Consider the following 24,440-nt stretch of genomic DNA (forward strand, 5'->3'; position numbering starts at 1 on the left):
TTTTATTAATTTAGTATTAAATAACTATCCCACTACTGCGTAAAACTTCTCACTAATTTCCCTAACACCCTAAAACTCTCTTCCACCACATCATCAAAAGCTAAACCAAAACTAATGCGGATAAAATTGGTAAAACGCCCGTCTACACTAAAAATCTGGCCGGGGGCTATACTGATATTTTGTTCCATAGCCAGCTGGTATAGCTCAAATGCATTTACGCTTTTATCAAGCTCAACCCAAAGGGCATAACCGCCCTGCGGCCGGCTGATTTTTGTACCCGGCGGAAAGTGTGCGGCTATAGCCTGGGTATACCTCAGGCACTGGGTATGCAATGCCTTGCGCAGGTGCCGCATGTGCAGGTCGTACCGTCCGGTTTCAAAAAAGTGCCCAATCGCAGCCTGAGTAGGTGTTGCAGAGGCAATGGAATGCATCATCTTGATATTCAACACCTGTTCCTTAAACCTTCCGGGAATACACCAACCCACCCGGTAACCGGGTGCTATTGATTTTGAAACCGACGAACACAGAATGACCAGGCCTTCGGTGTCATAACTTTTACATGTTCGCGGCCGGCTTTTACCAAAATAGATCTCGCCATAAATATCATCCTCAATTAAAGGGATCTGTTTTTTTGCCAACAGCTGCACCAGTTGCTGCTTACGCTCATCGGGCATGCAAACGCCAATAGGGTTGCTGAAATTGGTAACAAACAGGCACACTTTTACCGGTACTTCGTCCATTGCCCGCTCCAAATATTCCAGGTCGAGGCCGGTATCAGGGTTAACCGGAATTTCCAGTACCTTCAAATCAAGGCTCAGCATCACATTGAAAATACCAAAGTAAGTAGGGCTTTCAATGGCGATAGTATCGCCGGGTTTGGTGAGCGCCCGCAGGCAAAATATCAGCGCTTCCAGGCAGCCTTGTGTGGTTACCACATCATCTCCGGTAATATTACCACCCAAGTTAAAGGCGTTTTTAGCAACCTGTTTGCGCAGTGCTATATTACCCTGCGGATTTTCGTAGGTTATATTTCCTGTAGGACTGTTGCGGATAGACTCCATCATGGATTTGCTGAGCTTAGCCAGCGGAATCAAACTCAAGGGCGGCGATGAGCGCGACAGTTGCAGCACGCTATCTTCAGACATGTTGCGGTAAACCATGGCTATCATTTCGGCAACGCTGGCGTCTCCTGCTTTTTTTATCGGCGGCTTTGCATCGGGCACACTGGTAAAACGGGCAGGCAGGTATTTTACATAATAGCCCGATTTGGTACGCGCCTCTATCAAACCCATGTTTTCCAGCTCAACATAAGCCTTATACGCCGTACTCATGCTAATACCCTGCTCCTGGCTTAGCATCCTTACCGATGGCAACTTATCGCCCGGTTTAAGCAGGTTCTGTTTAATCTGCTTTTCAATGCGTGCAGCTATCTGCGCGTATAAAAAATCATGATCTGTGCTGAGTGCCGTAATTTCCATATAAAATCTGTTATGCTCAAAATTAATAAAACTGCATCTGTTTTGCTATTATCAGATGCGTTTATTTTGTATCGATCAAATAATTAAGCACATGGAATTACAGGTTATCGATTATCAGCCGCAACATGCCCCCTACTTTGAAAAATTTAATAAGGCGTGGCTTGAAGAGTATTTTACCGTTGAGCCTTTTGACAAATGGGTTTTGGAAAATCCCGATGAGGCCATCATCAAAACAGGCGGCAGCATTTACTTTATCACTTCAAACCAAAAAATTATTGGTACCGTAGCGCTGCGATATATAGAAGATGGCGTGTATGAGCTTACCAAAATGGCGGTGGATAAAGATCACCGCGGCGCTGGTGCCGGCCAGTTTTTGTGCCAGGCCGGTATTGATAAAGCACGCGGGCTGGGTGTAAAAAGACTGGTGTTATTCTCCAGCCGGGTGCTTAAAAATGCCATCCACATTTACCATAAACTGGGCTTCACCGAAATACCGGTTGAACCCGGCACTTATAAACGCGCCGATATTATGATGGAAATAAATTTTATAAATAACTAATAGCTTTTTATCAACGCGGACTAAAACGAACGTCATTGCGAGGTACCATCAGGGGAACCCTGGAAAAAATCGTAATGACGTGTAAAATATATTTTATGGATGTTGCGCGTGGGCCGCGTTAGGGATTGCAGTGAAAAGCCCACAGCGCGGGTTGGGGTTGCGGGTAGGAAAGGCGAGGACTTGTAACGGAAAGCCCACAGCGCGGGTTGGGGTTGCGGGTAGGAAAGGCGAGGACTTGTAACGGAAAGCCCGGGCCGCAGGCAACGCCCATATTATAAAATTGATAAAAAATATACTTAATAATCAACTATTTACAGTCACGTCATTATAAGGTACGAAGACAACCGACCAAAGGGAGCTCATTAATGCCTATAAAATCAAATTATAATTATTAATAATCCCCGACTTGTAGAGCCGCTCTGTATAGTCCGCGATTGCTTCGTGCCTCGTAATGACATGGTTATTCATATTTATTCAAAATCAAATTTAACCAACCTCTCAACTTTATGAAAAATATACTAAGCGAACAGGAAATACAGCAGCTCCGGGCCGAAACCCGGGGCACAGCAAAAACTATCCATTTTAACAATGCGGGTTCATCCTTACCGCCAGATGTGGTGGTTGACACCGTGATAGACTACCTGTACGAAGAAGCCCAAAGCGGCGGTTACGAAACCGAGTACACTTACCGTGAAGAACTGGAAAACACTTACAGCCTTATAGCCCGACTCATTAATGCCCGTAAAGATGAAATTGCCGTGTTAGAGAACGCCAGCATAGGCTGGTGGCTGGCCTTTAATGGCATTGATTTTAAACCCGGCGATGAGATCATTACCTGCGAAATGGAGTATGTAACCAACCTGATCGGTTTGCTGCACGCCAAAAAAACTTACGGTATTGAATTTAAAGTGATCCCTAACGATGAGCAGGGTAATTTTCAGCTCGAAGCTTTTGAGGAAGCCATCGGCCCTAAAACAAAGCTGATAGCCGTTACCCATATCCCATCCACCGCGGGCGGCATGATCCCGGTTGTAGAGATTGGCCAAATAGCGCGTAAACACAATATATTGTACCTGCTTGATGCCTGCCAAAGCGCAGGCCATGTACCGCTGGATGTTCAGGAGATAGGCTGCGATATGCTGGCAGTAACCGGCAGGAAGTATTTACGTGCCCCCAGAGGTACCGGCTTTTTATACGTACGCAAGGAGATTCAGGATAAATTAAAACTGTTTTTTATGGATGGCTTTACCACCCAATGGGTAACCGAAACTGATTTTAAACCCCGTGACGATGCCCGTCGCTTTGAAGTTTACGAAAAAAGCCGTGCCCTAACCCTTGGCCTGGGTAAAGCGGTTGAATACGCACTCAACATCGGCGTTGACCGTACCTGGCAGCGCATACAATATTTAGCAGGCTTGTTACGCGGTAAACTAAAAGATGTTAAGGGTATAACTGCTCATGATTTTGGTAATGAGTTATGCGGTATCGTAACTTTTTCGGTAGATGGAATAGACGCTGCAACAGTAAAAAACAAACTGGCCGAAAAAAGCATTAATGTATCGGTTGGCAAGGCAGTATCAACTCTTATCTATATGAACAAAAACCAGCTCAGCAATATAGTACGGGCTTCAGTACATTATTATAATACAGAGGAAGAGGTTGAGATTTTGTGCGGGGTTTTGGAGGAGATGGTGTAATTGAAATATCGTCATTGCGAGGCACGAAGCAATCCCAAACTATACAGAGCGTGCCTGTTAATCGGGGATTGCTTCGTACCTCGCAATGACGCCTTTTTTAAAGTACTCATAAAACTTTGCGTCTCAGCGTCTTTGCGTGCTTAAATTTTTCATATTCTTTGTAAGGTATCCCACCCACAACCGACTAACCTCAAAAGTTATCGATCAACCAACATGATACCATCGGGGAAATTTACCTTAACTGCCTGGGTTATAATTATACTATTAGGGCTGCAGTCATGTCGCTACATGCGTATGCCTGATGAGAAAGCTAAAATGAAGTTTAAGGAGCATGATATGTATGCCCACTTCATGCATACCTCGGTTGATAGCATCCACCTGCATTATGTAAAAGTTGGCAGCGATACTTTACCTACCCTGTTTTTCATCCACGGTTCGCCGGGCAGCTGGAAAGGCTATGAAAAATACCTGATGGATACCGCCCTGATGAAACATTTCAGGATGATAGCTATCGATCGCCCTGGCTTTGGGTACAGCAACCGCGGACATGCCTATCACCTCGAAAAACAATCGGAACTGATTTATGGCATTGTTAAAAAAGAAATGAATGGCAAACCTATGCACATCATCGGCCACAGCCTTGGCGGGCCGATAGTTGTTAAACTGGGACAGGACCATCCCGAAGCCTATGCCTCAATGACCATACTGGCCGGCTCCATCTCGCCCTATGATGAACCTAAAGAAGGCTGGCGGCGCATTTTTATCCATAACCCGCTTCAATATTTAATGCCCGGCCCTTTCAGGGTTTGTAATACCGAGATCTGGTATTTTAAAAAAGATCTTTACGAAATGGATACCTGTTATAACCGCCTCACCATGCCCGTTACTTTTATCCATGGCGATATGGATAACCTGGTGCCCGTACACAATGTGGAATATGGTAAACAGAAACTCGCTTTTAACAAACATGTAAAAGTGATCATTATCCCCGGCGCCAATCATCATATCCCCTGGGACCATTATGATGTAGTGAAAACACATTTATTAACGCTGGCTTCTGAAAAAAGCAATAAATAAACCGGTAGTGCCTCGGTTTGAAATTCAATTTTCACTTGTAGCCTCAACTCCATACCGTATTGCCGCTTCAAGCACATTAAGATTTATATCTTTTAAATTATTGAATTTAATGCAATACCCGGTCACGCTCGCCTTGCCTATTTCTTTCCCATAAGTTTGGGCCAAGTATTTCTTATCCGCGATACCGAGGATATAGACAGAGATCCCGGTTGTATTTGCGCTGATACCAATCTGATAAAACTCCCTGGTTTTTCCATCAGCATATTTTATGGTGTAAAATCCATATCCTATATTGGGGTTAGAAACAATCTTGTTTTCGCTGTTTTTACCATCAAGGAACCATAATTTGCATCCAGGCAATACCTGAAGTATGAATCTGTGCAACTCCTGCATGTCGCTACGCTTTGGTTCGGGTTGGCTGGTAATATACGCTGTGATTTGTTCTTGTACGTCCATATGAAGTATTGAATTATGGGTTACTTACTTGCCTTTTTCAAATTTCGTTTTATTTTTAGTCATTCACTAATTCATTTTCTTTACCTTCCTTCAAAAGTGCATTCCTTTTTCCTTTGATTCTTCATTCAAACCAAAACACATTCATTCAAGGGTAGACACCTGAACGTGCATTAGTATATTTATATTAGCAATTCATAAATATCAATTGAAAGCGATCCACGACAAAGCAGGCGAATTTTTATTAGGCTTAAAAGAACCGCAGGACGATTTTTTGTGCAAGCCTGCCCAATTTTCGGAGTATACGGTTTATTTTATTCCTGAAGGACAAGGGATCTTTCATGCCGATTTTGGGGCATTTACATTTACAGGCCCGGTTTTACTGTTTTCAACCCCGCTGCAGGTTATTTTTATAGATGATTGCCGGGTGACCAAAAGCAATATCATCCAGTTTCACAGCGATTTTTACTGCATCGAGTACCACCGCGAAGAAGTGGCCTGTAATGGCTTGCTGTTCAATAATATCTACCTGGACCCGGTAGTGGTATTAACCGAACGGGAGGCAAAAATATTTGAGCTTTTATTAGGGCAGATAGACGATGAATTTAATCAGCCCGCCCCATCCGACATCGTTCTCCGCGCCTTTCTGCAACTGTTTTTGGCCAAAGCCAGCACCATTAAAATGAGCGCCATCAGCAGCCAGCTGGATAAACCCGAAAAGGATGAGCAAATGGGGCGTTTCCGCCAGCTGCTGGATCAACATTATCTCGATCTGCATAAACCCTCGGATTACGCCTCGTTACTGGCCATGTCGCCCGACAATTTGACCCGGCGCTGCAATAAATACTTCCGCAAATCGCCCTCACAGCTCATCCAGGAAAGGTTGATCCTCGAAGCAAAAAAGCAACTTCACCTCACTCGCCAAAGTATCAAGGAAATCGCTTATAACCTCAAGTTTCAGGATGAGTTTTATTTTAGCCGGGTATTTAAAAAATTCACCAAGGTATCGCCCCAAACCTTTCGCGATAAAACGGGCATTTCCATCGTAGCGGATTTGTCCAAGTAATAACCTTTTTTGTCCATGTTCGCGCGTTCCGTACGGTTGTAATTTTGTTTTATCAAAAAACAACAGTATGAAAACTTCAATCATAAACACCATAGCCGGCCTTGATCAGCTTGGTAAAAAAGCCGTCCGTTTCGGCATCGTAGTCGTATTTCTTTGGATAGGCGGTCTTAAATTTTTCACTTACGAAGCCGATGGCGTTGTACCCTTTGTAGCTAATAGCCCGGTAATGTCATTCTTTTACAGCCACCCAACCGAATATAAAAAACACATGAACAAAGAGGGCGAACTGATAGCTGCCAATCACCAATGGAATATCGAAAATAACACTTACGGCTTTTCAACCGGCCTGGGTATTATGCTGGTCACATTGGCCGTTTTGGTAGCCCTTTATAAAGTAGCTCCCATACCCAGCATGATAGGCAGCGCGCTTATTTTTATCATGACATTGGGCACGCTCTCTTTCCTGATCACCACCCCTGAAAGCTGGGTTCCGCATTTAACCGATAACCAGTGGGGCTTTCCTTACCTTTCAGGCCGCGGCCGATTGGTTATTAAGGATATTGTGATCCTTGGTGCTGCTATCATCACCATGAGCGAAACTGCACAGCTTTATCTTAAACGTAAAACAACAGGCAAATAAATCATAAATCGAAATACAATCATGAAAACTATAAATGTCCCCACCCGCGACCAGGTAAGTGCCGAATCGCAGGTAATGTTTGATACTTTCACAAAGCGCGTAGGTAAAGTACCTAATCTGTATGCCACTATGGGTTATTCGGCACCTGCCCTCAAAATGTTTATGGATATGGAAGATGATTTGAGCAAAAGCGTATTTACACCCAAAGAAAGGGAGGCTATTGCCCTTATTGTGTCTGAAATAAACGGTTGTGCTTATTGTTTAGCCGGACATAGCCTTTTAGCTATGAAACGTGGCTTTACCAAAGGGCAAACACTGGATATAAGAAGAGGCCATACAGCCGATGATAAGCTAAATGCCATTATTGGCCTGGCCAAATCAATCGTTGAAAATAAAGGCAAAGGCGATGAAACCGCTCTTGATAATTTTTATGCTGCCGGTTTTGACGAAGCTGCATTGATGGAACTTATTGGTTTTATTACCGTACGCGTTTACACCAATTACGTATTTGCCATGACCGAAATCCCGGTAGATTTCCCTGCGGCCGAACCTATTAACTAAATTGCCGCCACAATATGAAAACCACCGAAGAAACAAAAGAACAATTAGCCACCCAATTTTTGACCGGGCTAAAAAACCGCGACTGGCAACTGATGCGCTCGGCCCTCGCCGATAATGTTACGTGGACACTGCCTGGAACAAGCCTGCTTTCAGGCCCTGCCATTGGTGCCGAAGCTGTAATAAAACGAGCTAATCAATTGCGTGATTTTGGGGTGATGCTTAAGCTAAATCATATTTTATACGGCTTGGATAGCGTGGCCTTATCACTCCACAATACAGCCAGCCGGGGCGATCTGCTCCTGGATGAACAGGTGGCTATAGTTTGTGATATCGTCGATGGTAAAATCAGCAGGATAGTTACTCATTTAAGTGATGTGGAAGGCATCAATAATTTCTTTGTTGATGGGGTGATATAACATTGCATATAAAGTTTTTTTGCACGCAAAGACGCGAAGCCGCTAAGAAAAACCTTTGCGTCTTCGCGCCTTTGCGAGAAATAGAGAATACGCTTAACTTTAAGCCAAATAGTTTATAAATGAGATACCTTACCACATTCATCCTTTTCCTGGCATTAAGCGCCGCCAGTTTTGCCCAAAACCATCAAGCACAAATAGCCGAGTTTCGTAAAGGCTATATGGACGATTTTTTAAAAGACCCGCATTCACCGCTGAAACAGGAAGATCTGCAATTTCTCCGCTTTTATGATGCCGACAGTACCTACCGGGTTACTGCTAAAGCTGAGCTGCTGACTAATCAACCAGCTTTTATTATACCTACCTTCAGCGGTGCAGGCAGCCAGTATGTTAGGTATGCTCAACTTTCCTTTACATTAAAAGGCAAACCAATACAGTTAACCATTTACAAAAGTATCGCCCTGTCTCAAAACCCGGCGTTCAGCAATTACCTGTTCCTGCCTTTTACCGATGCTACCAATGGTTCTGAAACCTATGGCGGTGGCCGCTATATTGATCTTACTACTAAGGATATTAAAAACGGAAGCATAGTGATAGATTTCAATAAAGCTTACAATCCTTACTGTGCCTTCAGTAGTGGCTATTCATGCCCAAAACCTCCTGATGAAAACCGGGTTGATCTGGCTGTTGAAGCCGGGGAAAAGAATTTTGGGAAGGGGCATTGATTTGAACCCAAATAAAACAAATGTCATTTCGATAGAGCATGGGCAGGGAATGAGCGCCGGGCGCGAAAGAGAAATCTTATACGCCCTGAAAAGCGAACTTGCATAGTCCGCTAAACAGAGCGTGTAAGATCTCTCACTATTATTATCCATGCCCAGTTTAAAAACGGGTCATGCTGAGCTTGTCGAAGCATAGCGGGCAGGCCCCTGCGCGCGACCCTTCGACAAGCTCAGGGTGACCGGCTTTCTTTTTATCATTTCACCTTCAGAGTCCGCGAGATTTTTTCACTCAAGATGACAAGAGTTTTACTTTCTTATCCTTACAACCCTCCACCCAACCCATCATGCAAATAATGGAACCAATCAAATAGTGCCGTACCGCCATCCTGTTTGGTATTGTATGAAAATAACGCAGGCCGTACAGCCTTCCAGTAGTTATAACTTGATAGCAAACATACATCGCCCAATTGAGTAAACGTTTTGCCATCCAGGCTATATTGCATCACTGTGTTATGATCAAGGTCGATAAGTACGCGTAAAAAGATCCGGTTTTGCTTAAGGATAATTCCCTGTTCAAGCTTACCATTGTTATCGGCATAAACATTCAGGCTGCTGTCTGTTTTGATCAAACCTATTTCATGAATGTAATTACCTACCAGGCATAAACCAGCCTTTTGGCCGGGCAGCATTTGATCAGTATATAGCACCGTAGTTATTTCTCCTCTCCTGCCCATAAGCTTTTGGGTGATGGTATTTTTAGCATGTTTATTATCGTCAGCATGCATAGCCGTAAGCGACAGATATCCTTTTGATTTTTTTAATGACCATTTATCATCAACCGGGTTATGGTTCCATTGCCATTGCAAGCCCAGTGTTGGTTTATTAAACTCATCTGAAGTTTGCAAAGCAGTTAGAGCAGATGTTTTTTTTACCTTTGGTTTAGGGTAGATACCCACAGGTTCGCCAATACCATTACCATCATTATCAACACCGATAAATGGCCAGTCGTTTTGCCATTTTACAGGCTCCAGGTGGCAGATTCGTCCGATGGCCCCTGCATCCTGGAAATGGATAAACCAGGCTTCCCCGTTATCCAACTCAACTATCCCACCCTGGTGCGGGCCGTTAACATTGGTTTTGCCTTGTTCCAAAACAATCTTCCGTTCATAAGGGCCGTAAATGTTTTTTGAGCGTAAAGCGGTTTCATAACCGGCGCCTACCCCACCTTCGGGAATAATGATATAGTAATACCCGTTCCGCTTATAGATCTTGGTACCTTCGGCAACCGGGCCTTCATAAACGGTTTTGCCAGAGTCGAGCAGGTGTTTGCCATCGGCGCTCATTTTATGTATGATGATTGGCCCCGCGCCTAAGCGGCTGTGCCCGAGATAAGCTTGTCCGTCGGTATCCCAAAATGGACAAGGATCCTCCCAGCCGCCTGTTCTTTTTACTTCCGTTAAAGGAGCCCATTTGCCTGCAGGATTGGTAGCTGTACTCATGTAAAGCCCTTCATCGGGCGTGCAGAAATAAACGTAAAACTTACCATCATGATAACGGAGTGAGGGCGCCCAACTGCCGGCACCATATTTCTCCATGGTGTTATACTTTGGGTCGAGATCCAGGCGATTGTACACCTGGCCTATGATTGTCCAGTTTACAAGGTCGGTTGATTTCAGAACTGGCATCCCCATAAAATGAAAATCCGAGCAAACCATATAAAAACTATCCCCCACGCGGATCACGTCCGGGTCGGAATAATCAGCATTGAGGATCGGGTTTTTATAAGTGCCGTTTAACTGATCGCCCCATGCACCGGGATGCTTTTGCTGGGCATCAAGGTGTTTATTAAAACCAATCAGCATCAAAATTAAAACGGTTATTCCCGTTAGGCGGATTTTCATCATATGTTTAAATTGATCAGGCAATATTAGCAGGTTTACGAAACTTCTGCCTGTATTTTAAAGGTGATAAACCATTAATTTGGGTGAACAGCCGCGAAAAATAATACTGGTCATCAAAGCCCAGATCAGCACAAATAGTTTTGATATTCCGGTTGTCAAAACGCAGGTATTCTGCTGCCTTTTGGATTTTGAGCGTATTAAAATATTTGATAGGCGACATTCCGGTTTCCTTTTTAAACCTGGCCGAATAATAAGCGGGCGGCAAACTCTGCTGCATGGCCAGATCCTTTATCTCATATTTTTGACCGATATTGTTTTTCATAAAAGCGATGGATTTGCTGATAGCATCAGCATCACGCTCCGGCTGCTCCTTTTTTTCATGGTATACCAGGGAAGTTATAAAATGCAGCAGGTAAAAATTCATTTTCTCTGTTTCACGCTGATCATAACCCTGTTCGGAGATCCGGCAGATCTCCTCAAACACCCTGATACGGTGCTCATCATAAGGCACCCAGTGAACAATATGCCGCCCGTTTAAAAGCGACCGGTTATAAAGTCCAGCCGCCAAATCCCCTTTGAAATTTACCCAATATATGCTCCAGGGATCGGCAGCCGAACTTTCATAGCGGTACGGTGTTTTAGCCGGGATGATCACAAAATCATTCGACCGTAACTCATACCCGGTGCCCTTAAGGCTAATTGTACCGGCACCTTCCGTACAATATATCAATGTATAATCACTGCTGCCTGTTCTTCGTTCCCGAAGCCTGTCAACAGCCTTCGGGAAATACCCGGCGGCGGTTAACAGCATGTTCCGGTTCATCGGGTTATCGGCCACCTGCTGTTTGATATGAGCAGGCAGCACTACCAGTTTATGCTCCTTTACCTTTTTTCCTTTCGCCGCCGTTTCCATTCTTCAACAGGTTAAACAGTATCCGATTATTTGGTATTGTTATAAGGTTCAGCTATCAGCTTAATGTTATCATTCCCCAAAACAGCCGCATCAAATTCAATCTTAACCGTTTTAGTCTCGCTTTTTAACAAGGTAAAATAGTTATCGCTCATTATAGCCGGCAAAATCTGTTCGCCGTTTGATGCTCTGATCGCCTGCACCCTGATCCCAAAAGCTACTGCCTTTGACGATGCCGGATTAGTTACCTGGGCGGTGATATAATATTTACCATCTGCCTTAACCGTTTTATAATCGGTTTTCAGGTCAACCTTTGGCAAAGTGTTTAAAGCCGTATAATCCTTGCGTTTGTTGCCTCGCCAGTAAAAGTTATCTGATACCAGTTTGCCTGCATTATCGGTCAGTTTTAGTTTGATGAAATGCACATCCGAAAGGCCTTCGCTGGCAACATCCCCCTGGTAAACTTCAAAATTATACAACGAATACCCCCAATAGGTAGCGCGTTCAACACCCTGCATTTTAACATAACGGGCGGTTACCTCGGGGAAGGTGATCTTCTGCTCACCTTGTCTGCCATCGGTAGTGCTGTATACATCGTGCCAGTGATTGGCATCGGTTGATACCTGGATTTTGAATGATTTTGCATAGGCATCTTCCCAGGTCAGGCCAACGCCATTCACTACCTCTTCCTTACCCAGATCAATATAAACCCATTCGCCATCGTTATAGCGGCTTGCCCAGCGTGAGCCAGGATTGCCATCGTTTATTGCAGATGCATCGCCATTGGTTGATGATGAGCTTACTACTTTTTTGTTTTTGGCGAGATCGGAATTGTACTGGTTAAACTTCAGATCAAATGCTGCTCCCGCGCTGTTAGCCGGTGCATCTACGTTTTTTGACTGACTATATTGTTTTACCATCGTACCATCCAAATTATAAACATCAGCCGATGCAGTTAAACCATCTGCATCCTTGCGGGTGGTGTTGATCACTTTAATAGCGTTGGTTACCGGGTTCCATTGGATGTGCAGCGGCTCGCAGGCTTTTTTAACGCCCCAGTATGCTCCGGTAAGGTCATAATAATAATCATACGTTTGCCATACCATTGACGGATAAGCCGACTGGCTCATCCAGGTCATAAGGCCAGAAGCATCTTCGCCCATGGCGTCCTGCCAGCCTTCAAACATGGCTTTATTGCTTTCCAGGCTCACAAACTGGGCCTTGCGGCAAAAATCTTCAATGCCTTTTGGTGTGCCGTAACCGTTAGTAATACTGGCTTCATAAGTATCAGGCCCTGCATTAAATGCCCGCGGGCCAAAAAAGTGCTGATCCCACATTTCATTGCGAGGCCACCAGTTTTCCTTCGGCATAAATTTCTTAAAGCTTTCAAAATTCACAAACACGGCTGTGCCCAGTTCGGTACGTAAGCCCCAGCCTTTGTTGCCGCCCAAACCTGTTGGATAGGCGGTAAAGTAGTAACGCGGATCTTTGGCATCCCATGGGCCGCTGCCGGTAAGGTTTTCGGCATGCGAGTTAGGCTGATACCAGCGGTCGCCGCCATCAAAGGTTGAAAGATCTTCTTTCAGCCATGCGCTCAGCGGTTGTTCAGGCCATCCCTCATTATCCGCACACCATACAGCAATGGAAGCATGATTTCTGAAGCGCTTGATCTTTTCAATGGCGTTGGCATTAAATGTGGTGATATCGGCAGGCAGGTTAGGGTTAGCATTCAGCCAAAAATCATCCCAAACCATAATGCCATACTTATCACAAGCATCATAAAATTCCTCATCAGTAGTTGAACCAATCCAGTTCCGGATCATGTTAAAGTTCATCTCCTTGTGCAGTTTTACCTTATAATCATATTCGGCGCCGCGGCAGCGCAGCAGGTATTCGCTCATGCCCCAGTCGCCGCCTTTTATAAATACTTTGGTACCGTTAATAGCCAAATGCAGCACATGGCCAATGGTATCATAGCTATACCGTTTGATCCCAAATTTGATATTTTGCACATCTGATACCTCATCGCCAACACTAACACTTAGTTTGCAATTGTACAGGTTGGGTTCGCCATAACCGTTGGGCCACCACAGTTTGGGGCTGTTGATCATCAGCTGCTCAAAATCTCGCTTGTTCAGCTTAACATCAGTTGTGCCATTGGCATCAACATAAACCTTTTTCTGAAACTCAATATTGCCAGGAGTAATTACGCCTTTTATAATAGCTGCCTGTGAGCTTGAAGCATTGTTTTTAACTTCAAGTGCTACCGACAGATCGGCACGGGCATTGGTTGGCAGGTTAGCGCGGATCCATGGATCTTTAATGGTTACATCGCCTGTATTACTCAGATAAACATTATCGGTGATGCCCGAGTTAAGCCCTGGTACGTAAGGCATCCAGTCCCAGCCGGCGCTTGATACATAGTTGGGGCTGCCCACATTAGCCAATGGTTGTTTTGGGATATAAACGAGTGCGGTGATCACATTTTTACCTGTACGGTTTACCAGGCTGGTGACATCAAATTGCCCGCGCTGCATAAAGCCGTCAAGACTGCCCAGCAGCGTTCCGTTAAGGTAGATGTCGGCTTTACGGTTTACGCCCTTAAAGTTAAGCCAGATAGTTTTTTTGGTATAGCTTGCCGGTACGCTAAATTCGGTACGGTACCAGAAACTGCGATCATATTTGGCTTTATCCACCTTATAAATATTATCCCCAAAGTTGGGGTCTTTTTCTAAACCGGCGGCTACGTATGATGCAAAGGTTGTACCCGGCACTATGGCCGTAACCCAGTTATCGGTATTGTAACCGGCATCCTTAATTTTTGCGGCATCGTTTACATCAGCTTGCGGCTTTATCTTCCATTGCTGGCCGGCCTGACTATTGAGCAATACCACGTTACTTTGTGCGCGGACTTCGCCATAAAAAAATGTAATGATGACAATTAAAAGTTGGGGTAATGTAATGCGTTTAATCATTAAAGTAAATTAATTTAGTTGGAACTTGGGGCCGGGGCCCGGTCTGATAAAAATTCAACACCAGCACCTTCAATGTTTAGCTAAAGGCAATTAGGTATAATCATGTTTTCAAGCAATAATTGATTTGTATACATGTACATTGAACCCGGGCTTACCCTACATCAAAAGAAAATAATTATAATACCGGTGAAGCGCGGGATTGTGCGGTTTACTTACTTCTTGAGTGTGGTGGAAGGGTGTGTTGCTGCTTTGATAAATCAATCGCATAAACACACCCCTGCTACCGCTCTTTCCTCCGCGCCCCCTCTCAAGAAGGGATTTTAAAAATCTATGCCATTAAATTAATAACCCGGGTTTTGCTGCAATACGCCGCCGCTTAATTGTATTTCAGTAAGCGGTATTGGTATATGCTCATTTTTACCTACTGTAAAGTTAGGCAGGAGGGCTGCTGCACGACCTGTCCTGATGAGCTCGTACCAGCGGCGGTGCTCGCCAAGGGCGGTTTCTACACGCATTTCATGATAGATATTATCAAGGGTTACCGTACCGTAATCGGGCAGGATGCTATTGTCCGTATTACCACCGCTTTTGCGTGCCCTATCCCTGATCTGGTTTACCAATGTGGTTGCGTGTGCTATATCGCCGTTGTGAAAAGCAGCCTCAGCCGTCCAAAGCATCACCTGGGCCAGCTGATAAACACGGTCGTTGGTAGGGCCGTCACCTGTACCGCCGCCATTGTTGGTCGGGATTTCGTTTACAGGTAACCAGTACTTCATATTCCAGTAGCCAGTTTCGCTTACTGTAGTGTTGGCAATAGTTCCATCTGGTAAAACCTCGTTATTGGTGATAACGGTGGCTTTGAGGCGTGGATCGCCTTTTTCAAATTCATTTACAAGACTTTGAGAAGGAACAACAAACCCATAGCCCCAGGTGTTACGCGGCGCATCGAAAAGGTCGAGCAGGTTACCGGTACCTTTACCCGGGATGTTTTCGCAATTCACCTCGAAGATGGATTCAGAACCAAATTCACCGGCTACCGTCCAGTTTTTTGTTACGTCGGCGGTTAAACTATATCCACCTGTAGTGATAATGGCGTCGCCTATTTGCTGGGCCTGGGTCCATTTTTTTTCCCACATATACACTTCCAGCAATAAAGCCTGCGCTGCACCTTTTGTTGCGCGGCCAAGATCTGAAGCCGCCTGGCTGCTTTTATCAGGCAGACTGGTAATGGCGGCATTGGCATCGGCTTCAATAAAAGCCAGCACATCAGCTTCGGGCGACTGCGGAACATTATAATCGCCATTGTCTATGGGTGCCTTGATCAGTGGTACACGACCAAACAAACGCACAAGCTGCAGGTAAAAATAAGCCCTCAGCCATTGTGCCTCGCCCAGTACCTGTGTTTTCAGTTTGGCATCCATGTTTATTGCCGGAACCTTTTGCAGCACAAGATTGGCCAGGTAAATACCTTTGAAGTTATCCCTCCAGGCATTGTATACATAACCGTTATCGGCTTTGGCCACAAAAATTTTAAGGTCCTGGATCAGGCTTTGATCAGATGCGCCGCCACCACCTTTATTGGCATCATCGGCCATGATATCGCCAAATGATGAAGGCGAGTAACCGCCATAAGCCTGGTCTTTCATGTAACGGTATGCATCTGTAACGGCCCTTACGGCATCGTCACTGGTTTGATAGTAGCTTGAAGTAGAAAGATGCGACGTTGGTGTTTCATCCAGGAATTTTTTACACCCTGTAAGCCCGGTAAGTAAAATTGCCGCAAATAATATTTTTGAATTTTTCATTGTCGTATTTTAAAAAATGAGCACCGGTTAAAAAGATAAATTAGCACCTGCAGTAATCGTCCTGCTTTGTGGATAGGAACCCTGGTCAACGCCCAGGTCAAGCGTGCCGCCGTTACCGTTGGTACCTGTACCTACTTCAGGATCATAGCCTTTGTACTTAGTGAATGTTAGCAGGTTTTGCGCAGCACAGTAGACCCTGATCGACTTAATACCGATTTTTGTCAGCAGCGAACGAGGGAACGTATAGCCGAGCGTAACATTCTGTAAACGCAGGTACGATCCGCTTTGCAGGTAAAATGTTGATGGCCTTGAGTTGTTGTTTGGATCGCTGGCGATGAGGCGCGGCATAAAGTTGCTGGTACCCGGACCGGTCCAACGGTTAAGTGCGTCGGTTTGCATGTTGTAATTGGATACAAAGAAGCCATAGGTATAATACTCATACGCCGCCGCTACTTTATTGCCGTATACGCCCGAGAAATAGGCTGCAAAGTCAAAGTTTTTGTAGCTCGCCCCGATATTGAAGCCATAGGTAAGTTTAGGAATAGGCGAACCCAGGAAGGTTTGATCGTCCTGGTTAATAACGCCATCACCGTTCAGATCTTTGAACCTGATATCACCAGGAGCGGTGCCGGTTTGCTGTTTAGCATGATTAGTTACGTCCTGTGGGGTTTGAAAGATCCCATCGGCCACATAACCATAAAACGATGCTGCCGAATGACCAACTTCTGTCAGTTCGAAGTTACCGGGTTTGAAGCCGCCACTGTAGATCTTTTCACCGTTTTGCAGCAGATCAAGCACTTTGTTTTTAATGGTTGCAAAGTGGATCCCCGCATTGATCTTCAGGTCGGAGCCCAACTGCTGGTTATAATCTGCCGAAAATTCCACACCGCTGTTTTGCATTGAACCTGCATTTTCACGCGGACTTTGTGTAAAGCCTGATTCTGAAAGAATGTTCAGGCTCAGCAGCATGTCTTTGGTAGTTTTCTTATAGTAATCGAATGATCCGGTGAAACGACCGTTAAACAACTGGTAATCAAAACCTGCATTCCATTGTTTATCCTGCTCCCATTTAAGGTTAGGATTAGGCAAACCGCCCGGTTCTGCAGTTGGCACCGCACTTGCCGGATTGCCCAATGCGTAGTAATTATTGTAAATCACAGCCGAATAGTCATAATAGCCAACCGGTGCCTGGTTACCTACAATACCCCAGCTCCCCCTGAATTTCAGGTAAGTAAGGGCGTTGTTTTTAGGAAAGAATGATTCGTTGGTTGCATTCCAGCCCACTGCCGCCGAAGGGAAGTTCCCGTAACGATCATTTACACCAAATTTTGATGAACCGTCGCGGCGGATGGTTGCTGTTAAATAATACTTGCTTTGGTAGTTGTAGTTTAACCTACCGATGTACGATAGCAAATCCCATTGCTGCTGGCTGCCCCCAACCTGCTGGTTGCTGATACCTGCATCAAGGTATTGCAGGTAAGGATCATTGCCCGGTTGTCCCTGGTCATAGCCGTGGATATAGTTATAGGTAAAACGTTCCATCGACACGCCAGCCAAAACTGTGAAATGATGGTCTTTGTTTATGTTGAAATCGTAGTTAATGGTATTGTCCCAGGTCCAGTTGGTAGCGTTATCTTTTTGTTCGTAAACGCTTGGATTAGTGTTCCTGAAATTAGGCGCTACATCATAAGTAGGCGTAAACTGTTTATCATCCGAGAATTTCAGATCTGTACTGTAAGATGTTTTTAGCGTAAGGCCTTTGATCGGCTTATATTGTAAATAAATATTTCCCAATAAGCCCCAAACATTGTATGGATGATTATTTATCAGGTAATTGATAGTTGCCAGCGGATTGATAATGTCTGAAAACTTAGTTGCCGAATAGTTGCCGTTTGCCAGTTTTACAGGAATGGTTGGATCTTCTGCAAACGCAGCGTTTACCAGGTTGCCATTGTTATCAACATTAGAATTCTTCGTTCTGTTAAGGGCAATGCTCTCCCCAAACTCGAGGTTGGGTTTCAGGTTAAATGTTAAATTATTAGATACGTTAAGGCGGTTATAATAGGAGCCCTGCATGATCCCAGTTTGATCAAGATTGCCCCCGGTAACACGGTAGGTCATTTTATCACTGCCGCCGCTTATGGCAACACTGTAATTGTGGGCGTAACCTGTTCTGAACAGTTGTTTTTGCCAGTCGGTAGTTTGTGTATATTGTGAAGGATCGCCAAACGGATTGTTTTGACCTGCATTATTGTAGGCTTCGGTATTGAGCTTTACATAATCTTGCGCATCAAGCATATCAAGGGTTTTACGCACATTGGAGATACCCTGATAGGTACTCAGCGTAATCAGCGGGTTATCTTTATTGCCTCTTTTGGTTTTTACCAAAACAACTCCGTTAGCACCTCTCGAACCATAAATGGCCTGCGCCGATGCATCTTTTAAAATGTCGATCGATTCGATATTTTCAGGATCAACGATATTGATATCGTTGGAGGCCAAAGGAATACCGTCAACAACATAAAGCGGATCGGAGTTATTGATTGATGTTAACCCGCGAATCCGCACCTGCGGCGTTGAGCCAGGTGCACCGGAGTTTTGTGTGATCTGCACGCCGGGGGTTTTTCCTTCCAGCGCGGTTCCGAGGTTGGCACCAGCCTGATCCTTCAGGGTGTTGGCGCTTACAGAGGAGATGGCACCGTTCACATCGCTTTTTCGTTGCGTACCGTAACCAACAACTACCACTTCGTTTAGTGCTGATTGTGCTTCTTTAAGCGTAACATCCAACTGGGTACGACCTGCCACTGCTATTTCCTGCGGGGCGTAACCAATAAAGCTGAATACGAGGGTTTCATTGCCTGTAGGCAACTTAACCGTATAGTTACCTGACAGATCTGTTACAGCACCCGTATTAGTTCCTTTTATTTTAATACTTACACCGGGTAAAGGCAGGCCTTTGTCATCAACTACTTTACCCTTTACTATAACATCCTGTGCTGCATCGGCAACCGGAACTGGCCGGGGCCTCACAATCACCGTATTTTGGTTAATAACGTAGGTTAAGGGCTGTCCGGCGAAACAGGCTTTAAGCACATCATCCAGCGTGGCATGATTAAGATTTAAACTTACCGGGTGGGCATCACTAAGCATATCGCTGTCGTACAAAAAATTGTACCCGCTTTGCTTTCTTAGTTTTTTAAAAACCTGCTGTAATGAAGTCTCCTTTACGTTAATGCTGATCTGCTGTGCATAGGTAGCAGCGCTAACCTGTAGGATTGAAGCAGTCAATAATATGATGATGAGTTTCATGATCAGCAACGGTTTATAAAGTGCGCGGGAATGCCGCATGCATAGGAATGCATTAATAATTTTATACATTTGATTTGAGGTTAATGAATAATTGGTTGTTCGTAACGATTGGTTATGTTACCTCAAAAAGCCATTTGGCATACTGACCGGGGGAGCTCCACCTCTCCTGGTTAGTTTTTAAGATAACATGATGAATAAAAAGCGTAATTATGGCATCACAGTTATCCTCCTTCCTTCAATTTGGAAGTGAACAGAACCGGTAAGTTCCAGGGAATGTAATACCTCCGAAACATCTTTAAACCGGGATACCGTACCTCCAAAGTTTTTTCTTTTGAATTTTTCAGGGAATACCACATCGACATCGTACCACCTTGAAATCCGTTTCATAATTGTTTGAATATCTTCATTATTGAATACGAAAAAGCCGTTTTTCCAGGCTACAGCATCATCAACATCTACATCACTTACGTTAAAAGCAGTTTGCTGATCGTTAAACGCGCCCTGCTGGCCGGGTTTTAACATTGCCTGCTGACCGTTGCCGGTTAGCTTAACAGAGCCTTCCAGCAAAGTTGTTTTAACAACCCTTTCGTCACTGTACGCGTTAATATTAAAGTGGGTACCCAAAACCTCTACGCTCATGCCATTTACATTTACGGTAAATGGTTTGGTACGATCTTTCGCCACTTCGAAATAGGCTTCGCCCGAAAGTTCAACTTTTCTGTCTTTCCCAATAAAGGCTGCGGGGTATTTTAAGGAGGAAGAAGAATTGAGCCAAACCTTTGTACCATCTGACAGCACCAGCTGGTATTGCCCTCCGCGGGGAATATTGATGGTATTGTAAGTGAGTTCCTGATTGTCGTTTTTTTGATCGCCGGCCTGTTTGTTGTAAGACAAGATCCCGTCTTTTACTTTATTGACCCGGATGCCTGTTTGTGTACCCAGCGTACCGTTTTTAACTCCGTTTAATGTAATAACTGTACCGTTTGCAATGGTTAAATAAGCCTTATTGCCGCCCGGAAGGATTTTTTGAGGCGATGAAGCAATTACATTGGATTGTTTTGAAACCGATGGCATTTGTGCCCTCCTGATCAAGATCCCAACGCTTAAAAGAATAATTACAGCGGCCGCCGCTCCTAACCATTTATAACGATTTTTAGACGTTTGTGAGGATTTTTCAGGGATGCTTTGAGTCAGTCTTGTTTCCAGTATACTGCGAAGCCGTTTCTTATCTCCTAAATCAGCCCCCCACCTATTGTCCGGCATAACAATATCGTCCTGGTATGATTCCAATAACTGTTTTTCTTCAGGCGTGCATTCTCCCGCCAGATTCTTTTTATACAGAATAAGAAATTCTTCTTTGGTAATCATTGTGGTTAGTATAAGCTTATTAATGGGTCTATACTTATATAGTATGCTTTCCTGCGGCCTACACCCATACGATTGTAAAAGATTTATTGTTTTTTAATGTTACTGAGACATATAATTACTTTTTCTCTACTTTTATAAAACCAATTGTATGTTTAAGTCTTTAAAGAGCGATTCTGATTTGTGGAACGACATTCGTAATGATGACGGATCGGCGTTCGATGAGCTCTTTAACCGTTACTGGGTCAGGATGTACAAAATTGCTTTCCGCCAGCTCAACGACGAAGAAAGCAGTCTGGAAATTGTTCACGATATTTTTTTGAGTTTGTGGAACAGGCGTAAAGAACTGGAGATAAATAAGTTTTCTAACTTTTTGTTAACGGCCATGCGTTACCAGTTATACAGCCGCTCTAAAACTGCAAAACTATCCCTGGTATATAAAGCCGATTTTATAGAATCTGATCATTTATCCGAATCAAATACCGGAGAGATCCGGCTACAGGATTTTGAGTTAAAAAACGAGCTGGACAAATACCTAAATCAACTGCCTGAGCGCTGCCACGAGATCTTTAATTTAAGCCGTATAGAACATCTATCCAACCAGGATATTGCCGATCGCCTGGGCATCTCAAAAAAAACCGTTGAAAACCAACTCACTATCGCATTAAAACATTTGAGACTGGCATTTAAAAATATAGCTTCCTTTATAGCAATCGCGCTGTTGCTTTTGTTGCGCTGATTTTTTAGAACTATATTTAAGTATCTTCAATATATTTTAAAGTGCATCGCCAATCTGTATAAAAACGACTCAAAAAAAGCGTCATTGCGAGGTACGAAGCAATCCCCAACTTTACAGAGAAACTTTCATGGTCGCTCTACCTCTTGGGGATTGCTTCGTACCTCGCAATGACGCGGAGGAGAATTTTACAGCTCATTATTATCCCATCAGCAAAAAAGATTGCTCCCCGGTTTAACCAGGGAGCAATCTCAAAATAAATACAATTATTATAAACTTCTCAGCTTAACACCTTTAAACTGTAAGTAAGTATATGACTGAGTGCTTACCACCCATCCAAAAGTAACGGTGGTGGTTGTGGCAAGTGTAAAACTAAGCGTATGTACACCACCCATGTTATTTTGATCGCCTTTGTAAATTGCCAGTGGGTTGCCCAAATTGCTGATGTCAGGCAGCGAATTACCAACTGCGACAATTTCATTGGCATTAAAGGTTCCTCCATAGCCGGCAGTTTCTATATCAAGAGCATAGCTACCGGCAGGCAGGGTGATGGTTTGATAAACTTTACCGTTGTTGACGCCGTCGCCACTATAATCTTTGGCTTCAAAGTGGATACAGCCATTATTATCCCATGACCAGCCGCCGCCTTTGCCGCCGTCCTGGTTCAGCACATTGCTGTTGTACTGCCAGTCTTTAGGTGTGCCCCATTTATTGGTGCCGTTATCGCCCCGTACAAAAGGATAGCCCGCATTTTTGATATACAATGATGTAATATCACCAATACGCCTCACTCTTGGAAAAAGCGTAGGTGTAGCTACCGTAAAAGTATCGATAGCACCTCTGAAAGGCAGGTAGCTTGATTGATAGGTAACATCGGTACCAAACTTAAAATCATTGATGGTTACTATCGAATCGGCAGGTTTTAACAATGTGGTTTTGGTTTCGCCTGCATTATTGATGTAAGTAACAATGGTCTTGGTGTTGATGGTTACCGAATCAAGCGTGATCTGGTTAAAGTTTAGTTTAACAACACCCGTGGTGATATCAACTGTAAAAGGATTATCGGCATTATAGCCACGATTAAAAATACCGCCTGCATAAACAGGTCCGTACACCCTAACCCCATTGATGGTTTTGGAGATAGAGATATGCCCGTCGCTATCGATAGAATTTACGCTGAAGTTGTAGGTACCTTCTGTAAGGTTTGATACCAACACTTTTACTGTGTCAAGCGGGTTATGGCTTGTTGCATTTACAATTAACGAGTCCTGCTTGTTATTCCAGTAAACCTTATACTTCACAATTTTAGGGTCGGGGCTGGGGTTCCAGATCAGTTGAGTGCGAAGCTTACCGGCCTGGTAACTGGCATTAACAATTACGCCGGGGTAATAAATTTCACCACCCTTTATTAATGATTTATAATTTTCGTTCTTTTTTGAACAGCCCCACATGGCCAGCAACAACAGCAGCCATGTTATATTTTTTATGTTGATCTTCATTTGTTTGTCGCTTAAAATTATTGAGGGATCCCGTAAAAAGACATTTCTTCAATGTAGGTGTAATCCAAACCGAACCAGGTTTCGCTTACCACAACCCGCAGGTATTTAGCAGGCGGGCTGCCAAAAGGCACATCAAAGTTTACACCGGCATCGGTAAAGGCCTGGTCGGCCGCGTTGGTTTGCCCCTGCGGCAGGCCCGACGGCGGGTCTGGGAAACGGTAGGTACCCAGCACTATCCAATCGCCGCTTACCGTACCCACGGCTTTGCCTCCGGGAGTAACAGCATCGGCAGGGTTATCCTTATTTGATCCCCAAATGCTGAATACCTTAGGATTGGCATAGCCATACCCTCTTGGCCACATCAGAAAGTGGCTCAGCTTATAGCTTTTGCCAACACCAAATGTACCCTGTACCAGCTTTTGCACCGGGCCAATAGTTGTTTGCCATGGCGAGGCACCGCCAACCTCTTTGGTAAAACCATCCCATAAATATGGCAGGATGCCGCCGTAGCCTATATAGGCATCACTTGGTGTGAGGTATTGGAAAAACAGCTTCTTATCCAGCAATTCTTCATACAAAGGGGTTAGGGTAACCAGTAAGGTATCTGATGCGTTTCCAAACTGGTCGGTTACAAAAGCGCCAAATTTTGCAGGCGTAGTGCTAAAACCCCTCACCGCGTAGCTTATGGTATCTGTGCTTGTAAAATGCCTGTCTTTAATGTTGAATTTATTATTGGCCGGATCAATAGCAATTACATTGATGCCAACAGGCCTTTTATCCTTATTAATTGTTGACAGGTGGATGCCGCCAAAATCGGCCGCGATGGTAAGGTTTTTCCTGATCAATTGATAATAAGGCGTATCCGGGTGTACCGTAACCGTAATGGCATCTGATGAAACATTGGCACGGGTTACCGCATGTAATGTAACCGTGTAGTCCTTACTGCTCTGAAAGCCATCAACCCTGATGGTGTCCAAAAAATAGCTCGACTTTGTTTGCCTTGCAACCGTGCCGTTAATGTTGTAATCAGCCACCACATAAAGCAGGTTTTGTGACGATGGTAATTCGTAGGTTAAAACAGCGCCGCCGTTAAAATTACGTACTTTAACATTGGTCACCACGCCAGGCTTTGTTTTATCGGTACTTTCGGGAAGCTTGTAGTTATCGCTTTTTGAACATGAAAACAAACATGTTGTTAAAAGCGCCAATACACATAAAAAATGTACGGGCTTTATATGATTATAGGTCATAATATCTCTTCGTTAATATTTATC

Annotated in this window: 19 protein-coding genes; 9 read left to right on the forward strand and 10 right to left on the reverse strand. The window is 44.3% G+C overall.

The window, feature by feature from the left end:
* Positions 1 to 32: 32 nt before the first annotated feature.
* A complete protein-coding gene (locus tag ACFFGT_RS13700; protein ID WP_377023105.1) occupies positions 33 to 1,478 on the reverse strand; it encodes an aminotransferase-like domain-containing protein in 1,446 nt (481 codons plus the stop codon).
* A gap of 91 nt (positions 1,479 to 1,569) precedes the next feature.
* Between ACFFGT_RS13700 and ACFFGT_RS13705 the strand changes: the two genes are divergently transcribed.
* The 3 genes from ACFFGT_RS13705 (at position 1,570) to ACFFGT_RS13715 (ending at position 4,811) form a co-directional block, all read left to right on the forward strand.
* Positions 1,570 to 2,037 carry a GNAT family N-acetyltransferase gene (locus ACFFGT_RS13705; RefSeq protein ID WP_377023106.1) on the forward strand — a complete coding sequence of 156 codons (468 nt, stop codon included), beginning with the start codon at positions 1,570 to 1,572 and terminating at the stop codon, positions 2,035 to 2,037.
* 506 nt (positions 2,038 to 2,543) lie between these two features.
* Complete coding sequence (locus ACFFGT_RS13710) at positions 2,544 to 3,734, forward strand: aminotransferase class V-fold PLP-dependent enzyme (RefSeq protein ID WP_377023107.1); 1,191 nt, start codon at positions 2,544 to 2,546, stop codon at positions 3,732 to 3,734.
* 294 nt (positions 3,735 to 4,028) lie between these two features.
* Positions 4,029 to 4,811 (forward strand): alpha/beta fold hydrolase, encoded by a 783-nt coding sequence (locus ACFFGT_RS13715; protein ID WP_377023108.1) that lies wholly within the window; start codon positions 4,029 to 4,031, stop codon positions 4,809 to 4,811.
* A gap of 24 nt (positions 4,812 to 4,835) precedes the next feature.
* Here the strand turns inward: ACFFGT_RS13715 and ACFFGT_RS13720 are convergent, their stop codons facing one another.
* On the reverse strand, positions 4,836 to 5,267 hold the full coding sequence (locus ACFFGT_RS13720) for a DUF1801 domain-containing protein (protein WP_377023109.1): 432 nt from the start codon (positions 5,265 to 5,267) through the stop codon (positions 4,836 to 4,838).
* Between the two features lie 205 nt (positions 5,268 to 5,472).
* Here ACFFGT_RS13720 and ACFFGT_RS13725 point away from each other — a divergent pair, with 205 nt between their 5' ends.
* The 5 genes from ACFFGT_RS13725 (at position 5,473) to ACFFGT_RS13745 (ending at position 8,669) form a co-directional block, all read left to right on the forward strand.
* Positions 5,473 to 6,330 (forward strand): helix-turn-helix domain-containing protein, encoded by an 858-nt coding sequence (locus ACFFGT_RS13725; RefSeq protein WP_377023110.1) that lies wholly within the window; start codon positions 5,473 to 5,475, stop codon positions 6,328 to 6,330.
* A gap of 67 nt (positions 6,331 to 6,397) precedes the next feature.
* Positions 6,398 to 6,970 carry a DUF417 family protein gene (locus ACFFGT_RS13730; protein WP_377023111.1) on the forward strand — a complete coding sequence of 191 codons (573 nt, stop codon included), beginning with the start codon at positions 6,398 to 6,400 and terminating at the stop codon, positions 6,968 to 6,970.
* A gap of 21 nt (positions 6,971 to 6,991) precedes the next feature.
* Complete coding sequence (locus ACFFGT_RS13735; RefSeq protein WP_377023112.1) at positions 6,992 to 7,531, forward strand: carboxymuconolactone decarboxylase family protein; 540 nt, start codon at positions 6,992 to 6,994, stop codon at positions 7,529 to 7,531.
* Positions 7,532 to 7,545: 14 nt separating this feature from the next.
* On the forward strand, positions 7,546 to 7,947 hold the full coding sequence (locus ACFFGT_RS13740) for a nuclear transport factor 2 family protein (protein ID WP_377023113.1): 402 nt from the start codon (positions 7,546 to 7,548) through the stop codon (positions 7,945 to 7,947).
* A 119-nt stretch (positions 7,948 to 8,066) separates the two neighbouring features.
* Complete coding sequence (locus ACFFGT_RS13745) at positions 8,067 to 8,669, forward strand: DUF1684 domain-containing protein (protein ID WP_377023114.1); 603 nt, start codon at positions 8,067 to 8,069, stop codon at positions 8,667 to 8,669.
* A 317-nt stretch (positions 8,670 to 8,986) separates the two neighbouring features.
* On the opposite strand, the gene ACFFGT_RS13750 is transcribed toward ACFFGT_RS13745, so the two are convergent.
* The 6 genes from ACFFGT_RS13750 to ACFFGT_RS13775 all read right to left on the reverse strand — a co-directional run bounded on the left by ACFFGT_RS13750 (position 8,987) and on the right by ACFFGT_RS13775 (position 20,934).
* Positions 8,987 to 10,570 (reverse strand): glycoside hydrolase family 43 protein, encoded by a 1,584-nt coding sequence (locus ACFFGT_RS13750; RefSeq protein WP_377023115.1) that lies wholly within the window; start codon positions 10,568 to 10,570, stop codon positions 8,987 to 8,989.
* Positions 10,571 to 10,583: 13 nt separating this feature from the next.
* A complete protein-coding gene (locus tag ACFFGT_RS13755; RefSeq protein ID WP_377023116.1) occupies positions 10,584 to 11,480 on the reverse strand; it encodes an AraC family transcriptional regulator in 897 nt (298 codons plus the stop codon).
* A gap of 26 nt (positions 11,481 to 11,506) precedes the next feature.
* Positions 11,507 to 14,452 (reverse strand): discoidin domain-containing protein, encoded by a 2,946-nt coding sequence (locus tag ACFFGT_RS13760; protein WP_377023117.1) that lies wholly within the window; start codon positions 14,450 to 14,452, stop codon positions 11,507 to 11,509.
* A 341-nt stretch (positions 14,453 to 14,793) separates the two neighbouring features.
* Complete coding sequence (locus ACFFGT_RS13765) at positions 14,794 to 16,257, reverse strand: RagB/SusD family nutrient uptake outer membrane protein (protein WP_377023118.1); 1,464 nt, start codon at positions 16,255 to 16,257, stop codon at positions 14,794 to 14,796.
* Between the two features lie 27 nt (positions 16,258 to 16,284).
* Positions 16,285 to 19,566, reverse strand: coding sequence for a TonB-dependent receptor (locus tag ACFFGT_RS13770; RefSeq protein WP_377023119.1), 3,282 nt, complete (start codon positions 19,564 to 19,566; stop codon positions 16,285 to 16,287).
* Between the two features lie 207 nt (positions 19,567 to 19,773).
* The gene (locus tag ACFFGT_RS13775; RefSeq protein ID WP_377023120.1) at positions 19,774 to 20,934 is read right to left on the reverse strand and encodes a FecR family protein; all 1,161 of its coding nucleotides are present in this window, start codon (positions 20,932 to 20,934) and stop codon (positions 19,774 to 19,776) included.
* A gap of 148 nt (positions 20,935 to 21,082) precedes the next feature.
* On the opposite strand from ACFFGT_RS13775, the gene ACFFGT_RS13780 reads away from it, so the two are divergent.
* The gene (locus ACFFGT_RS13780) at positions 21,083 to 21,670 is read left to right on the forward strand and encodes an RNA polymerase sigma-70 factor (RefSeq protein ID WP_377023121.1); all 588 of its coding nucleotides are present in this window, start codon (positions 21,083 to 21,085) and stop codon (positions 21,668 to 21,670) included.
* A gap of 266 nt (positions 21,671 to 21,936) precedes the next feature.
* Here the strand turns inward: ACFFGT_RS13780 and ACFFGT_RS13785 are convergent, their stop codons facing one another.
* Together ACFFGT_RS13785 and ACFFGT_RS13790 are read right to left on the reverse strand one after the other, a co-directional pair.
* Positions 21,937 to 23,166 (reverse strand): DUF4998 domain-containing protein, encoded by a 1,230-nt coding sequence (locus ACFFGT_RS13785; protein ID WP_377023122.1) that lies wholly within the window; start codon positions 23,164 to 23,166, stop codon positions 21,937 to 21,939.
* 17 nt (positions 23,167 to 23,183) lie between these two features.
* Entirely contained in the window at positions 23,184 to 24,416 is a 1,233-nt protein-coding gene (locus ACFFGT_RS13790) for a DUF5126 domain-containing protein (RefSeq protein ID WP_377023123.1), read from the reverse strand.
* Between the last annotated feature and the right edge of the window lie 24 nt (positions 24,417 to 24,440).

Origin of the sequence: Mucilaginibacter angelicae (assembly GCF_042434235.1) — a bacterium.
Taxonomy (GTDB): Bacteria; Bacteroidota; Bacteroidia; order Sphingobacteriales; family Sphingobacteriaceae; genus Mucilaginibacter; species Mucilaginibacter angelicae.

Excerpts from the sequence above, each read along its gene's own strand:
- ACFFGT_RS13700 (WP_377023105.1), bottom strand. The coding sequence starts at position 1,478 with ATGGAAATTACGGCACTCAGCACAGATCATGATTTTTTATACGCGCAG.
- ACFFGT_RS13705 (WP_377023106.1), top strand. The coding sequence starts at position 1,570 with ATGGAATTACAGGTTATCGATTATCAGCCGCAACATGCCCCCTACTTT.
- ACFFGT_RS13710 (WP_377023107.1), top strand. The coding sequence starts at position 2,544 with ATGAAAAATATACTAAGCGAACAGGAAATACAGCAGCTCCGGGCCGAA.
- ACFFGT_RS13715 (WP_377023108.1), top strand. The coding sequence starts at position 4,029 with ATGCCTGATGAGAAAGCTAAAATGAAGTTTAAGGAGCATGATATGTAT.
- ACFFGT_RS13720 (WP_377023109.1), bottom strand. The coding sequence starts at position 5,267 with ATGGACGTACAAGAACAAATCACAGCGTATATTACCAGCCAACCCGAA.
- ACFFGT_RS13730 (WP_377023111.1), top strand. The coding sequence starts at position 6,398 with ATGAAAACTTCAATCATAAACACCATAGCCGGCCTTGATCAGCTTGGT.
- ACFFGT_RS13735 (WP_377023112.1), top strand. The coding sequence starts at position 6,992 with ATGAAAACTATAAATGTCCCCACCCGCGACCAGGTAAGTGCCGAATCG.
- ACFFGT_RS13740 (WP_377023113.1), top strand. The coding sequence starts at position 7,546 with ATGAAAACCACCGAAGAAACAAAAGAACAATTAGCCACCCAATTTTTG.
- ACFFGT_RS13745 (WP_377023114.1), top strand. The coding sequence starts at position 8,067 with ATGAGATACCTTACCACATTCATCCTTTTCCTGGCATTAAGCGCCGCC.
- ACFFGT_RS13750 (WP_377023115.1), bottom strand. The coding sequence starts at position 10,570 with ATGATGAAAATCCGCCTAACGGGAATAACCGTTTTAATTTTGATGCTG.
- ACFFGT_RS13755 (WP_377023116.1), bottom strand. The coding sequence starts at position 11,480 with ATGGAAACGGCGGCGAAAGGAAAAAAGGTAAAGGAGCATAAACTGGTA.
- ACFFGT_RS13760 (WP_377023117.1), bottom strand. The coding sequence starts at position 14,452 with ATGATTAAACGCATTACATTACCCCAACTTTTAATTGTCATCATTACA.
- ACFFGT_RS13765 (WP_377023118.1), bottom strand. The coding sequence starts at position 16,257 with ATGAAAAATTCAAAAATATTATTTGCGGCAATTTTACTTACCGGGCTT.
- ACFFGT_RS13770 (WP_377023119.1), bottom strand. The coding sequence starts at position 19,566 with ATGAAACTCATCATCATATTATTGACTGCTTCAATCCTACAGGTTAGC.
- ACFFGT_RS13775 (WP_377023120.1), bottom strand. The coding sequence starts at position 20,934 with ATGATTACCAAAGAAGAATTTCTTATTCTGTATAAAAAGAATCTGGCG.
- ACFFGT_RS13780 (WP_377023121.1), top strand. The coding sequence starts at position 21,083 with ATGTTTAAGTCTTTAAAGAGCGATTCTGATTTGTGGAACGACATTCGT.
- ACFFGT_RS13785 (WP_377023122.1), bottom strand. The coding sequence starts at position 23,166 with ATGAAGATCAACATAAAAAATATAACATGGCTGCTGTTGTTGCTGGCC.
- ACFFGT_RS13790 (WP_377023123.1), bottom strand. The coding sequence starts at position 24,416 with ATGACCTATAATCATATAAAGCCCGTACATTTTTTATGTGTATTGGCG.